General features: G+C 66.8%; 15 protein-coding genes. 6 read left to right on the top strand and 9 right to left on the bottom strand.

Annotated elements, in window-relative coordinates; all coding sequences use genetic code 11:
• On the top strand, positions 1-1,101 hold the full coding sequence (locus tag CupriaWKF_RS10575) for a hypothetical protein (RefSeq protein ID WP_276100756.1): 1,101 nt from the start codon (positions 1-3) through the stop codon (positions 1,099-1,101).
• Between the two features lie 34 nt (positions 1,102-1,135).
• A complete protein-coding gene (gene recJ / locus CupriaWKF_RS10580) occupies positions 1,136-2,833 on the top strand; it encodes a single-stranded-DNA-specific exonuclease RecJ (protein WP_276097852.1) in 1,698 nt (565 codons plus the stop codon).
• An 11-nt stretch (positions 2,834-2,844) separates the two neighbouring features.
• Here recJ and CupriaWKF_RS10585 read toward each other — a convergent pair whose 3' ends face one another.
• A complete protein-coding gene (locus tag CupriaWKF_RS10585) occupies positions 2,845-3,576 on the bottom strand; it encodes a peptidoglycan DD-metalloendopeptidase family protein (protein WP_276097853.1) in 732 nt (243 codons plus the stop codon).
• Positions 3,577-3,779: 203 nt separating this feature from the next.
• Between CupriaWKF_RS10585 and prfB the strand changes: the two genes are divergently transcribed.
• The 4 genes from prfB to CupriaWKF_RS10605 all read left to right on the top strand — a co-directional run bounded on the left by prfB (position 3,780) and on the right by CupriaWKF_RS10605 (position 8,528).
• A protein-coding gene (prfB, locus tag CupriaWKF_RS10590; protein WP_276097854.1) for a peptide chain release factor 2 occupies positions 3,780-4,884 on the top strand; the annotation gives its coding sequence in 2 pieces (ribosomal slippage) (positions 3,780-3,860 and positions 3,862-4,884; 1,104 coding nt in all).
• Between the two features lie 88 nt (positions 4,885-4,972).
• A complete protein-coding gene (locus CupriaWKF_RS10595; protein WP_276097855.1) occupies positions 4,973-5,731 on the top strand; it encodes an SDR family oxidoreductase in 759 nt (252 codons plus the stop codon).
• A 51-nt stretch (positions 5,732-5,782) separates the two neighbouring features.
• Complete coding sequence (lysS, locus tag CupriaWKF_RS10600; RefSeq protein WP_276097856.1) at positions 5,783-7,324, top strand: lysine--tRNA ligase; 1,542 nt, start codon at positions 5,783-5,785, stop codon at positions 7,322-7,324.
• A gap of 178 nt (positions 7,325-7,502) precedes the next feature.
• Positions 7,503-8,528: a hypothetical protein gene (locus CupriaWKF_RS10605; protein WP_276097857.1), complete on the top strand. Its 1,026-nt coding sequence runs from the start codon at positions 7,503-7,505 to the stop codon at positions 8,526-8,528.
• 24 nt (positions 8,529-8,552) lie between these two features.
• On the opposite strand, the gene iscX is transcribed toward CupriaWKF_RS10605, so the two are convergent.
• From iscX to CupriaWKF_RS10645, 8 genes are all read right to left on the bottom strand, one after another.
• Entirely contained in the window at positions 8,553-8,747 is a 195-nt protein-coding gene (iscX, locus tag CupriaWKF_RS10610; RefSeq protein ID WP_276097858.1) for a Fe-S cluster assembly protein IscX, read from the bottom strand.
• A gap of 15 nt (positions 8,748-8,762) precedes the next feature.
• Complete coding sequence (gene fdx, locus CupriaWKF_RS10615; RefSeq protein ID WP_276097859.1) at positions 8,763-9,101, bottom strand: ISC system 2Fe-2S type ferredoxin; 339 nt, start codon at positions 9,099-9,101, stop codon at positions 8,763-8,765.
• A gap of 44 nt (positions 9,102-9,145) precedes the next feature.
• Positions 9,146-11,011 (bottom strand): Fe-S protein assembly chaperone HscA, encoded by a 1,866-nt coding sequence (gene hscA, locus CupriaWKF_RS10620; RefSeq protein WP_276097860.1) that lies wholly within the window; start codon positions 11,009-11,011, stop codon positions 9,146-9,148.
• 97 nt (positions 11,012-11,108) lie between these two features.
• The gene (hscB, locus tag CupriaWKF_RS10625) at positions 11,109-11,627 is read right to left on the bottom strand and encodes a Fe-S protein assembly co-chaperone HscB (RefSeq protein ID WP_276097861.1); all 519 of its coding nucleotides are present in this window, start codon (positions 11,625-11,627) and stop codon (positions 11,109-11,111) included.
• A gap of 51 nt (positions 11,628-11,678) precedes the next feature.
• Complete coding sequence (locus CupriaWKF_RS10630) at positions 11,679-11,897, bottom strand: DUF3565 domain-containing protein (RefSeq protein WP_276097862.1); 219 nt, start codon at positions 11,895-11,897, stop codon at positions 11,679-11,681.
• Between the two features lie 22 nt (positions 11,898-11,919).
• On the bottom strand, positions 11,920-12,240 hold the full coding sequence (iscA, locus tag CupriaWKF_RS10635) for an iron-sulfur cluster assembly protein IscA (RefSeq protein WP_276097863.1): 321 nt from the start codon (positions 12,238-12,240) through the stop codon (positions 11,920-11,922).
• 37 nt (positions 12,241-12,277) lie between these two features.
• Positions 12,278-12,679 carry a Fe-S cluster assembly scaffold IscU gene (iscU, locus tag CupriaWKF_RS10640; protein WP_276097864.1) on the bottom strand — a complete coding sequence of 134 codons (402 nt, stop codon included), beginning with the start codon at positions 12,677-12,679 and terminating at the stop codon, positions 12,278-12,280.
• Between the two features lie 52 nt (positions 12,680-12,731).
• Entirely contained in the window at positions 12,732-13,955 is a 1,224-nt protein-coding gene (locus CupriaWKF_RS10645) for an IscS subfamily cysteine desulfurase (RefSeq protein ID WP_276100757.1), read from the bottom strand.
• Positions 13,956-14,012 lie beyond the last annotated feature (57 nt).

A 14,012-nucleotide genomic window follows, 5' to 3' on the forward strand; every position in this document is an offset into this window, starting at 1 on the left:
ATGATGACGCACCTGACCCTGATTGTGCCCTTTTCCGTCCCACCCGGCGCCGGCGACGACGCCACGGACGATGTCGTGCCCGGCGCGCTGCTGCGGCAGTTGGAGTTGCCCGCGCTCGGAAAGTTGCTGACCCGGGCCACGCCCGGCCAGCGCGAGCGGCACGACGACCCCTGGCTGCGCAGCCTGCCGCACGAGCGCTGGCTGGCAGGCAAGGCCGGCCTGGACACCGTCAGGGTGCCGATGGCGCCCTATATGCGGCAGGCTGACAGCGGCGGCACCGCGCCGGCGGGCCGCGAAGCCTGGGCCTGCCTGCAACTGGTGCATATCCATGCCGCCCGCGATCACCTGGTGTTGTTCCATCCCGACCAACTGGGCGTGCGTGACGAGGAAGCCGCGTCGCTGCATGCCGCCATCGAGCCGCTGCTGCGGGAAGCGGACATCACGCTCGAGACGCCCTGCGCGGCGCGCTGGTATCTGCCGGAAGCGGTGTTCGGTCCGCTCGACGCCACTACGCCGGTGCGCGCCACCGGCCGCAACATCGACATCTGGCTGCAGGACGGCGCGCGCGCGCGCGACTGGCGCCGGCTGCAGAACGAGATCCAGATGACCTGGTTCGACCACCCGGTCAACCAGGCACGCGAGGCGGCCGGGGAGCTGTCCATCAATTCCGTCTGGCTGTATGGCGGCGGCGCGATGCAGCCGGTGCCCAGGCTGGCTGACACCATCCTGGCGGCCGACCCGTTCCTGGCCGGCCTGGGGCTCGCGGGCGGCAGCCGCATCGCTCCCGTGCCGGCCGGATTTGCCGGCGTGCAGGCTGAAGGCACGGTCATGGCGATGCTCGACAGCGCCACCGAGGCGCATATCGCCGAAGACTGGGGCCTGTGGATCGAGCGCATGCACGCGCTGGACGCCGACTGGTTCGCCCCCGCGCTGCAGGCGCTCGGCGACGGCGGCATCGAAGCCATCACGCTGGTGCTCGGCGGCGAGAACCACTTCGCCGAGTTCACCGTGCGCCGGGCCGACCTGCGCAAGTTCTGGCGCGGCATGGGCCAGCGCGGCGACTGGCGCGCGCTGCTGTCCGATCTCGCCTACGCCGCCTGAGCTCCATCTACAGAAACAAGAAGCAGACCGCCCCATGACCCGGATTGCCATCCGCCCCTTTTCCGCCGAGCACGCCAGTACCCTGGCGGCTGCCGGTTTGCACCCGACCCTGGCCCGCATCCTGTCCGCGCGCGGCGTGGCGCAGGCCTCCGAACTCTCCACCGAACTGCCGGAACTGTTGCCGCCCGCAGCCATGAAGGGCATCGGCCATGCGGCCGAGTACCTGGCCGACGCGATTGCGGCACGAAAGCGCCTGCTGATCGTGGCCGACTATGACTGCGACGGCGCAACCGCCTGCGCGGTCGGCGTGCGCGGGCTGCGCATGCTGGGCGCGCGCGTGGAATTCATCGTCCCCAATCGTTTTGAGTACGGCTACGGGCTGACGCCCGAGATCGTGGCGCTGGCCGCGAAGCAGCAGCCCGACGTGATCGTGACGGTCGACAATGGCATCGCCAGCGTCGACGGCGTGGCTGCCGCCAACGCGCTCGGCATCGACGTGGTGGTGACCGATCACCATCTCCCGGGCGCGGAGCTGCCCGAAGCCGCGGTGATCGTCAACCCGAACCAGCCGGGCTGTGAATTCCCCAGCAAGAACCTGGCGGGCGTCGGCGTGATGTTCTACGTGCTGCTGGCCCTGCGCGCCGAACTGCGCAAGCGCGGGGTCTACACCCAGCAGACCCAGCCGCCGCTGCAAACGCTGCTGGACCTGGTGGCACTGGGCACGGTCGCCGATGTGGTCAAGCTCGACGCCAACAACCGCATCCTGGTGGCACAGGGCCTGAAGCGGATGCGCGCTGGCCGCATGCAACCTGGCGTGGCGGCGCTGTTCCGTGCCGCGGGCCGTGAAGCCACGCGGGCCAACACCTTCGACCTTGGCTTTGGCGTCGGCCCGCGGCTGAACGCCGCCGGCCGCCTCGCCGACATGTCGCTCGGCATCGAATGCCTGCTGACCGACGATGCCAACCGCGCCTGGGAGATCGCCCAGGAGCTGGACAGCATGAACCGCGAGCGGCGCGACATCGAAGCCGGCATGCAGCAGGAAGCGTTGCAGATCCTCGAGCAGCCGCTGGCCGGCCTCGATCCGTCGGCCCGCTTTACCGTCAGCGTGTTCAACGACACCTGGCACCAGGGCGTGATCGGCATCGTCGCCTCGCGGCTGAAGGACAGGTTCCATCGCCCGACCATCACCTTCGCGCCCGGCGACGAAGCCACGGTCAAGGGCTCGGGCCGCTCGATCCCCGGCTTTCACCTGCGCGATGCGCTCGACCTGGTCTCCAAGCGCTGCCCGGGCCTGATGGTCAAGTTCGGCGGCCACGCCATGGCGGCCGGCCTGACCGTGCGTGCCGAGCGCTTCGCCGAGTTCCAGGACGCCTTCGAAGCGGTCGGCAGGGAATGGCTCACGGACGACCAGCTCGCGCGCGTGATCGAGACCGACGGCGATATCGAGGACCAGTGCTTCAGCCCGGAATTCGTCACGCTGCTGGAGCAGCAGGTCTGGGGCCAGGGCTTTCCGGCGCCAACCTTCTGCGGCGAGTTCGACGTGCTGCGCCAGAGCGTGCTCAAGGGCAAGCACCTCAAGCTGCAGCTCGGCCGCGGCCGGCAACGCTTCGACGCGATCTGGTTCAACCACGCCGACGAGCTCGGCGTCAGCGCGCAGGTGGCCTACCGGCTCGACAACAACACCTTCAACGGCGTCACGCGCGTGCAGCTCGTGATCGAGCACGCGCAGTAGACCGCGCCGCGCTAGCCGCGCGGCGGCAGGTAGTTGGCCGGATCGACCGGCTTGCCGTTGCCGCGCACCTCGAAGTGCAGCTCGCTGCCGCTGCCGCCCATGCTGCCGACGTCCTGGCCCGCGGCCACGCGCGCGCCTTCGCTGACCAGCGGCTTGTCGAGGTTGCCGTACACGGTCAGCCAGTCGTCGTTGTGCTTGACGATCACCAGCATGCCGTAGCCGCGCAGGTTGCCGACGTGGATGGCCCAGCCCGGCGCCGCGGCCTTCACGGTGCCGCCGGGCGGCACTGCAATGCTCAGGCCCTTGCTCGCGGGTGGCGAGAAGCGCGCCGTGACCTTGCCGTCGGATGGCCACTGCAGCCGGATGGCGCTGGCAGGCGGCTTCGACTGGCCGCTGCTGTCCGCGCGCGGCGTATCCGTCACAGTTTCCGATGGCGTGCCGGCTGGCGCGGCCGTGGCCGTGCCGGACCCCGGTGGCCCCGGTGGCTTAACCCGGATCAGCTGGCCCACTTCAATGCGGTCCGCGCTGGGCAGGTTGTTCCAGCGCACCAGCTCGCGCACATTGCGGCGCTGCTTGCGCGCGATGGAATACAGCGTGTCGCCGCTCTCCACGCGGTAGAAGCCCTCGGGCGCGGGTTCCGAGGACATCGTGCCGCAACCGGCGGCCAGCGCGGCGGAAGCCGCAGCGATCATCCATCCCAGCATCCGGCGTCGGCCGGCGGTATCGTGTCTTGTTGGCGTCATTCGTCCCTGTTGAGATTGGTCTTCGGGGGGGCGGCCAGCGGGCCTGGAGCGGCCTATTATCGCCGCCCGGCCCGCACGGCCCGCCGGGTAGACCGTTGGCAGGCGCTTCCGTTCTCTGCGCAATGGGCTGCCAGCGCCGCCCACAGCGCCGAAATACGCCCCGAATCCGCTATAATTCAAGGTTTTGGAAGCGCAGGATAATCATGGAAGCAGAACGCCTCAACGCCATCTCCGGTGCCATCTCCGATCTCCGTTCCCGGACGGAAGATCTACGGGGGTATCTTTGACTACGATGTCAAAGTAGGAAGGCTGGAAGAAGTCAACGGCCTGCTCGAGGACCCGGACGTCTGGAACAACCCCAAGCGTGCCCAGGACCTCGGCAAGGAAAAGAAAGCACTCGAGGGCGTGGTAGGCGTCCTCGGCAAGCTCACGGACGACCTCAACGGTGCCGATGAGCTGTTTGAGCTCGCCAAGGAAGAAGGCGACGACGACACGCTCGAATCGATCGAGACCGACGTCAAGGGCTTCGAGGAAATCGTCGCGGGCATGGAATTCCGCCGCATGTTCGCGGGCGAGATGGACCAGGCCAATGCCTTCATCGACATCCAGGCTGGCGCCGGCGGTACCGAGGCGTGCGACTGGGCCTCGATGCTGCTGCGCCAGTACCTGAAGTACTGCGAGCGCAAGGGCTTCAAGGCCGAGGTGCTCGAAGAGTCCGAAGGCGACGTGGCCGGCATCAAGAGCGCGACCATCAAGATCGAGGGCGAATACGCCTTTGGCTACCTGCGTACGGAAACCGGCGTGCACCGCCTGGTGCGCAAGTCGCCGTTCGATTCGTCGGGCGGTCGCCATACGTCGTTCTCGTCGGTGTTCGTGTATCCGGAAGTCGATGATTCGTTCGAGGTCGAGGTCAACCCGGCCGACCTGCGCGTCGATACCTACCGCGCGTCGGGCGCCGGCGGCCAGCACATCAACAAGACCGATTCGGCGGTGCGGATCACGCACATCCCGACCGGCATCGTGGTGCAGTGCCAGAACGACCGTTCGCAGCACCGCAACCGTGCCGAGGCCATGTCGATGCTGAAGTCGCGCCTGTACGAAAACGAGATGCGCAAGCGCCAGGCCGAGGCCGACAAGCTCGAAGCCGGCAAGACCGACGTGGGCTGGGGCCACCAGATCCGCTCCTACGTGCTGGACCAGAGCCGCATCAAGGACCTGCGCACCAACGTGGAAATGTCCAACACGCAGAAGGTGCTGGACGGCGACCTGGACCCATTCATCGAGGCCAGCCTCAAGCAGGGACTGTAAGGCCACCGCCATGCCCGCGGGCATGGCGGGCCGCGACCACTGTCAACCACGCCCCGCCCCGCGGGGCGGCTCCTCCAACCGGGGCATCATGAGCGAAGCAGACCACCTCTACATCATCACCGGCGCCTCGCGCGGGCTCGGCGCCGCACTGACCAATGCCCTGCTCGTGCCGGGCAACCGCCTGATCTGCGTGGCGCGCAGCCGCAATCCGGAACTGGAGCGCGTTGCCACCATGAGCGGCGTGCCGGTGGCGTGGCACCTGCAGGACCTGTCGCAGCCCGCGGCCGCGGCCGGCTGGCTGTCCAGCGTGCTGGAGAGCCAGGACCAGCCGCCCGCCAGCGCCACGCTGATCCTGAATGCCGGCGTGGTCGAGCCGATCGGCCCCGTGTCGCGCCTGCAGGAAGGCACGCTGCTGCCGCACCTGCTGACCAACCTGGCCACGCCGATGATCATGACCGGCGCGTTCCTGGAACGCACCGAGAAGTTTGACTGCCCGCGCAAGGTGCTCGCCATCTCTTCCGGGGCGGCGCGCCGCCCGGTCGAGGGCTGGAGCGCCTACTGCGCCGGCAAGGCCGGCCTCGACATGTTCATCCGCTCGGTCAACGCCGAGTACGCAGGCACCCCGGCGCCGCGCACGGTCCGTGCCGTGGCACTCGCGCCAGGCGTGGTCGACACCGGCATGCAGGACACCATCCGCCATGCCGACTTTGCCCAGGTGCAGCGCTTCCGCGACCTGAAGGCAAACCAGCAGCTTGCCTCCGCCGAAGACACCGCGGGCCGCATCCTTGCCTACCTGCATCGCCCGGACTTCGGCAGCACCGAGCTGGACGACCTGCGCAATTACTGAAGCCATACTGAACCCGCGCGCGGCATGCCGCGCGCGACCCGACAAGACACCATGACCGAACCCACCCGCGCCCAGGCCGCACCGGCCTCTGACACGCCCGCCGCAGACGAGAACAAGATCATCGCGGAGCGTCGCGAGAAACTGGCGGCCCTGCGCCAGCAAGGCGTGGCCTTCCCCAACGATTTCCGCCCGACCCACCAGGCCGCCGCGCTGCACGCGCAGTACGGCGAGACCGACCAGCCCGCGCTCGAAGCGACTACGGTCGAAGTCGCCATCGCCGGCCGCATGATGCTCAAGCGCGTGATGGGCAAGGCCAGCTTCGCCACCGTGCAGGACGGCAGCGGCCAGATCCAGTTCTACATCACGCGCGACAAGGTCGGCGAAGAGGTCTACGCCGCCTTCAAGCACTGGGACCTCGGCGACATCATCAGCGCGCGCGGCGTGCTGTTCCGCACCAACAAGGGCGAGCTGTCGGTGCAGGTGCAGGAACTGCGCCTGCTGTCCAAGTCGCTGCGCCCGCTGCCGGACAAGTTCCACGGCCTGGCCGACCAGGAAATGAAGTACCGCCAGCGCTATGTCGACCTGATCGTCTCGCCGGAAACCCGCAATACCTTCCGCGCGCGCACCAAGGCGATGTCGTCGCTGCGCCGCCATATGGCCGACGCCGGCTTCATGGAAGTGGAAACGCCGATGCTGCACCCGATCCCGGGCGGCGCGGCGGCCAAGCCGTTCATCACGCACCACAACGCGCTGGACATGCAGATGTTCATGCGCATCGCGCCCGAGCTGTACCTGAAGCGCCTGATTGTCGGCGGCTTCGAGCGCGTGTTCGAAATCAACCGCAACTTCCGCAACGAGGGGGTGAGCCCGCGCCACAACCCCGAGTTCACCATGATGGAGTTCTACGCGGCCTACACGGATTACCGCTGGCTGATGGACTTCACCGAGAACCTGATCCGCCAGGCCGCCATCGACGCCAGCGGCACCGCCGTGCTGACCTACCAGGGCCGCGAGCTGGACCTGTCGAAGCCGTTCCATCGCCTGACCATCTGCCAGGCGATCCAGAAGTTCGCACCGCAGTACACGGACGCGCAACTGGCCGACGCCGAGTTCCTGCGCACAGAACTGAAGAAATTCGGCGTCAACACCAGCGCGCCGCAGTTCCTCAATGCCGGCATCGGCACGCTGCAGCTCGTGCTGTTCGAGGAAACCGCCGAAAGCCAGCTGTGGGAGCCGACCTTCATCGTCGACTACCCGGTGGAAGTCTCGCCGCTGGCGCGCGCCTCGGACACGGTGCCGGGCATCACCGAGCGTTTCGAGCTGTTCATCACCGGCCGCGAGATCGCCAACGGATTCTCGGAGCTCAACGACGCCGAAGACCAGGCCGAACGCTTCCGCAAGCAGGTCGAGCAGAAGGACGCTGGCGATGAAGAGGCGATGTACTACGACGCCGACTATATCCGCGCGCTCGAGTACGGCATGCCCCCGACGGGCGGCTGCGGCATCGGCATCGACCGCCTGGTGATGCTGCTGACCGACAGCCCGAACATCCGCGACGTCATCCTGTTCCCGCACCTGCGGCGTGAGGACTGAGCACGGATGCAGCGTTGACAGTAAGCCCCGCCTTCCGGCGGGGTTTTGCTTTGGTCGGCAAAGAGCGCTCACCAATATTCCGTAACAAACGGACCTCGTCCCGTCCCAGAAACCTTTCCTGCACTTTGCTGCACTTTGCTATGATTCCTGAGCGTCCCGGCTCATCGGAATCCACCAGATGCAATGCGCCAATCGCAGGACCCCCAGTCTCTGGCAACGCGTCATTCCTCTGGCCGGCGGTCTGCTGCTGGCCATGCTCCAGCATGCGGCGCATGGGCAGGAACTCCTGCTGATGGGCGGTGCGCACACCACCCCCCCGATCCACAACGACGACGACAGCAGCGCTGTCTATGCCTACAGCTACCAGCAGAACCTGACGGAAAACTGGTACGCCACATACACCTACCTGAACGAAGGACACGCCGACGGCCATCACCGCGACGGCTATAGCGCGCAGCTATGGTGGCGCTGGCTGACGCCGGGCCGCCAGTTTGCGTTGTCGGTCGGCGCGGGCCCTTACCTGTATTTCGATACCGCCGATGACCAGCCCGACGGCAGCTACCGGAACCATCACGGCGCCGCGCTGCTGGCCAGCGTGGCGGCAACCTGGTATGTCAGCGGCGGGCCCTGGATGGTGCAGGCGCGGTATAACCGCGCGCAAGCCTGGTCGAGCTTCACCTCGAACACGATGCTGCTTGGCGTCGGCTATCAGCTCGATCACGGCCGGCGCGACGGACCCTTCATTGCAGGCACCCGTACCAATGTCCTGACCGGCAACGAACTGACGGTCTTCCTTGGCGCCAGCATCGTGAACAGCTTTCATTCGGAAACGGGTTTCGCGGCGGCCGCGGAGTACCGGCACGGCTTCTGGCGGGGCGTGGAAGGAACCGTCAGCTACTTCTCGGAGAGCAACTCCGACCTGGTCCAGCGCCGCGGCGTGGCGGCGCAGGCCTGGCTGAGCGGCGGCTTCCTTGGCGACCGGCTGACCCTCGGCATCGGCGCCGGCCCGTACTACGCAACCACCCTGCATGTACGGGGCCCGGGTGCGGAGGGCTCGCCATCGCGCTGGTCCGCCCTGCTGTCGTTTTCGGCCAGCTACCGGCTCAGCAGCCGCTGGCTGGGTCGATTGTCGTGGAACCGTGTGATGACCGGCTACGACCGCGATGCCGACCTGTTCGTGGCGGGTGCCGGCTATCGCTTCTGATCATTCAGATGATGACCGGGGAGCTCAGTTCGCTTCCTCGATCCACGCAGACTGGATCGCTTCCAGGATCTTTTCACCCGAGCGCTCGGGCAGGTCGGTGAAGCCGTCCAGCTCCAGCACCCACTTGCGCAGGTCCGTGAAGCGGATCGTTACCGGATCCACGTCGGGAAACTTGTCATACAGCGCCGCGGCGATGTCGTAGGTGTCGGTCCACTTCATGGGGTTCTCCGGGCCTCAGTGGCCTTCTTTGGCGTGGTTGATGGTGTACTTCGGGATCTCGATGGTCAGGTCTTCGTCGGCGACGATGGCCTGGCATGACAGGCGCGAATTGGGCTCCAGGCCCCAGGCCTTGTCGAGCAGGTCCTCTTCCTTCTCCTCGGCTTCGTCGAGCGAGTCGAAGCCTTCGCGCACGATCACGTGGCAGGTCGTGCAGGCGCACGACTTCTCGCACGCGTGCTCGATGTCGATGTCGTTGGCCAGCAGCGCGTCGCAGACGCTGACGCCGGTCTTGGCTTCGATCACCGCCCCTTCCGGGCAGTATTCGGCGTGGGGCAAAACGATGATCTGTGGCATGTCGTGTCCTGGTATAGATGCTTGGCGATGCAAGGGCCCGGTGATCAGCCGAGCTCCTGCACCTTGCGCCCGGCCAGCGCGCTCTTGATCGAGCGGTCCATGCGCCGGGCGGCGAATTCGTCGGTGCCGCGCGACAGCGTCTCGACCGCGGCCTTGATGGCGTGATGATCCTCGCCGGTGGCGATCTCGCGCACCGAGGCGATCAGCGCCTCGACGGCGGCGCGCTCGTCGGCCGACAGCAGGTCGCCGTCAGTCTCCAGCGCGCGCCTGGTGGCTTCGATCAGGCGGTCGGCCTCGACGCGCTCTTCGGCCAGCGCGCGGCTCTTCATGTCGTGCTCGGCTTCGCGGAAGCCCTCCTGCAGCATGCGCGCGATATCGTCGTCGGCAAGGCCATAGGACGGCTTCACGGTCACCGACGACTCGACGCCCGAATGCGTTTCGCGCGCCGTAACCGACAGCAGCCCGTCAGCGTCGACCTGGTAGGTCACGCGGATGCGCGCCGCGCCCGCCACCATCGGCGGGATGCCGCGCAGCTCGAAGCGCGCCAGCGAACGGCAGTCGCTGGCCAGTTCGCGCTCCCCCTGCAGAACGTGGATAGCCATGGCGGTCTGGCCGTCCTTGAAGGTCGTGAACTCCTGCGCGCGCGCCAGCGGAATCGTGCTGTTGCGCGGAATGATCTTCTCCACGAGGCCGCCCATGGTTTCCACGCCGAGCGACAGCGGAATCACGTCCAGCAGCAGCCAGTCTTCGCCAGGCGCATGATTGCCCGCAAGCAGGTTGGCCTGCATGGCGGCGCCGAGTGCGACCACGCGGTCCGGATCGAGGTTGGTCAGCGGCGGCTGGCCAAAGAAGTCGCCCACCGCCTTGCGGATGGCCGGCATGCGCGTGGCGCCGCCAACCAGTACCACGCCCTGGACCTCGTCCGCCGCCACGCCCGCATCGCGCAGCGACTTGCGCACCGGCGCCAGCGTCTTCTGCACGAGATTCGCGGTGATGGTGTCGAAGATCTCGTCGGTCAGCACCAGGTGCACGATCTCGCCCGACTCGAGCACGGCGTCGATCACCGTGCTGTCGCCTTCGGACAGCGCTTCCTTGGCCGCGCGCGCGCGCACCATCAGCAGTCGCGTGTCCTGCGCCGACAGCGGCTGCAAGCCGGATTGCTCGACGATCCAGCACAGCAGGCGCTGGTCGAAATCGTCGCCGCCAAGCGCGGAATCGCCGCCCGTCGACAGCACTTCGAACACGCCCTTGGTCAGCTTCAGGATCGAGATATCGAAGGTGCCGCCGCCCAGGTCATAGACCGCGTAGATGCCTTCGGCGGCGTTGTCGAGGCCGTAGGCAATCGCCGCCGCGGTCGGTTCGTTGAGCAGGCGCAGCACTTCCAGGCCGGCCAGGCGCGCGGCGTCCTTGGTAGCCTGGCGCTGGGCCTCATCGAAATAGGCCGGCACGGTGATGACGGCGCCGACCAGGTCATCGCCGAGCGAGTCCTCGGCGCGCTGGCGCAGCGTCGCCAGGATCTCGGCCGAGACTTCCACCGGGCTCTTCACGCCGGCCACGGTCTTGATCTGCACCATGCCGGGCGCATCGACGAAATCGTAGGGGCTGTGCTCGTTGTGAGCCACGTCCTTCAGGCCACGGCCCATGAAGCGCTTGACCGAGACGATGGTGTTCTTCGGGTCGCGCACCGCCTCGTCCTGGGCGCGGTAGCCGATATGCGTGGTGCGGTCAGGCAGGTAGCGCACCACCGAGGGCAGCAGCGCGCGGCCGCGATCGTCGGCCAGGACTTCGGGGATGCTGTGGCGCACCGCCGCCACCAGCGAGTTGGTGGTGCCGAGGTCGATGCCAACCGCCAGGCGGCGTTGATGGGGCGCCGGCGACATGCCGGGTTCGGAAATCTGGAGCAGTGCCATGATGTTTCTTCGCTTTCTCGTGCGCGATGATCTCCGCCGCACAGGCGGCTTTCGCGACGGGCGCCATTGTCACATGGCCCCGCCAAACGTGCCGGGACTACCCTTCCAGCCGGTCGATCGCCTCGCTGGTATCGTGTTCGATCTTCTCGATGAACATCAGCTGCCGTACCGCGGCGCCCGCGCCCTCGTTGTCGCCGGCGTCCAGCAGCGCGCCAAGCGCCGCGTGCCGTTCGCGCTTTTCCTGCCGCAAGCCGCGCAGCAGGCCATCCAGGCGGTCGACGTCGCGGGACTCGACGGCGTCTTGCAGGTCCTCGCGCCATTCCATCTGCTGCATCAGGAACGCAGGCGACATGGCGGTGTTGTTCTCCGCCTGTACGTCCACGCCGCGCAGCCCCAGCAGGTAGATCGCGCGCTTGAGCGGCTGGCGCAGCGTGCGGTAGGCCTCGTTGGCGTGTGCGGCCCACTGCATCGCCACGCGCCGTTCGGCCTCGCCCGCATTGGCGAAGCGGTCCGGATGCGCCTGCGACTGCACGGTCCGGTATGCGGCATCCAGCGCCGCCTCATCCACGCCGAACTGCACCGGCAAGCCGAACAGCGCAAAAAAATCGTCTTTCAACAGCTTCCCCAACAAAAAGGAGCGGTCGCGCCGCCCCCTTGTGCACTCACGTCAACCGCCTCGCGCCCAATCAGCCGGCGGCTCGTTGCGATCGCATTTCAGGCAGTTCACCGTTGCGCCAAGCCGGGCCGCCCTGCCCTGCTCCGTGGCCGTCCACGGCCGCAGTTGCCAGGGCGGGTTGTGGCGCATGTGCTGCCCGTGCCCGCAATCGAGCTCGGCGACCCAGTCGCCTTCCTCGTCCCGGTGGAAGCCGACGATGCAGCGTTCCATCCGGTCTCCTCCGCGCCGGCGCTCAGACCGTGAAGGACTCGCCGCAGCCGCACTCGTCCTTGACATTCGGGTTGTTGAAGCGGAAACCTTCGTTCAACCCTTCGCGTGCGTAGTCGAGTTCGGTGCCGTCGATATACGGCAGGCTCTTGGCGTCAACAATGACCTTGATGCCGTGCGATTCGAACACCTGGTCCTCGGGTTGCAGGTCGTCAACGTATTCGAGCTTGTACGCCAGGCCCGAGCAGCCCGTGGTCTTCACGCCAAGGCGCAGGCCCACGCCCTTGCCACGGCGTTCCAGGTAGCGGGCGACGTGCCTGGCGGCCTTCTCGGTCATCGTGATCATTGTTGCGTCTTCCTTCTGCGTTCGGAACTCAAGCAGCTCAGGCGGCCTTCTGGTCGGCGGCCGGGTGCTTCTTCTTGTAGTCGTCGACGGCGGCCTTGATGGCGTCCTCGGCGAGGATCGAGCAGTGGATCTTCACCGGCGGCAGCGCCAGTTCTTCGGCGATCTGGGTGTTCTTGATCTCCAGCGCCTGGTCGACGGTCTTGCCCTTCACCCACTCGGTCACGAGCGAGGACGAGGCAATGGCCGAGCCGCAGCCATAGGTCTTGAACTTGGCGTCTTCGATCACGCCCGCTTCATTGACCTTGATCTGGAGCTTCATTACGTCGCCGCAAGCCGGGGCACCGACCATGCCGGTACCCACCGTGTCGTCGCCCTTGTCGAAGGAACCGACGTTGCGGGGGTTTTCATAGTGGTCGAGAACCTTGGAGCTGTATGACATTTTGCTTACCTCGTGCGTAATCTTTTATGGGGGTCGTGCATGCGGGCGGCGCTCAGTGCGCGGCCCACTGGATCGAATTCAGGTCGACGCCGTCCTTGAACATCTCCCACAGCGGCGACAGGTCGCGCAGCTTGCCGATCTTGCTCTTGAGCAGTTCGACGGTGAAGTCGATTTCCTGCTCGGTGGTGAAGCGGCCCACCGTGAAGCGGATCGAGCTGTGCGCCAGTTCGTCGTTGCGGCCCAGCGCGCGCAGCACGTAAGACGGCTCCAGCGAGGCCGAGGTGCAGGCCGAGCCCGACGACACGGCCACGTCCTTGATCGCCATGATCAGCGACTCGCCTTCGACGAAGTTAAAGCTGACGTTCAGGTTGTGCGGCACGCGGCGTTCGAAGTCACCGTTCAGGTAGACCTCTTCCATGCTTTTCAGGCCATTCCACAGGCGGTCGCGCAGCATGCGGATGCGCTCGTTCTCGGTCGCCATTTCCTCGCGGGCAATGCGGAAGGCTTCGCCCATGCCGACGATCTGGTGCGTGGCCAGCGTGCCCGAGCGCATGCCGCGCTCATGGCCGCCGCCGTGCATCTGCGCCTCGATGCGCACGCGCGGCTTGCGGCGCACGTACAGCGCGCCGATGCCCTTCGGGCCATAGGTCTTGTGGGCCGAGAACGACATCAGGTCGCACTTCAGCGTGTTCAGGTCGATCGCCACCTTGCCGGTCGCCTGCGCGGCGTCGCAATGGAAGATGATGCCCTTCTCGCGGCAGATCGCGCCGATCTGCTCGACGTCCTGGATCACGCCGATCTCGTTGTTCACCAGCATCACCGACACCAGGATCGTGTCCGGGCGCAGCGCCTGCTTGAACACTTCCATGTCGATCAGGCCGTCGTCCTTCACGTCGAGGTAGGTCACCTCGAAGCCCTGGCGCTCCAGCTCGCGCGTGGTGTCCAGCACGGCCTTGTGCTCGGTCTTGACCGTGATGATGTGCTTGCCCTTGCCCGAATAGAAATTCGCGGCGCCCTTGATCGCCAGGTTGTCCGATTCCGTCGCCCCCGACGTCCACACGATTTCGCGCGGATCGGCACCGACCAGTGCGGCCACCTGTTCACGCGCCTCTTCCACCGCACGCTCCGCGTCCCAGCCATAGGCGTGGCTGCGCGACGCGGGATTGCCGAACTGCTCGCGCAGGTACGGAATCATCTTGTCCGCCACGCGCGGGTCCACCGGCGTGGTGGCCGAGTAATCCATGTAGATGGGGAAATGTGGGGTGCTCATCGTTATGACTGCCTTTTTCAGGGGGACCGCTGATCTCTTGTTTCGCTGCTTGCTTGCCGGGCA

It is taken from the genome of Cupriavidus sp. WKF15 (assembly GCF_029278605.1).
Taxonomy (GTDB): Bacteria; Pseudomonadota; Gammaproteobacteria; order Burkholderiales; family Burkholderiaceae; genus Cupriavidus.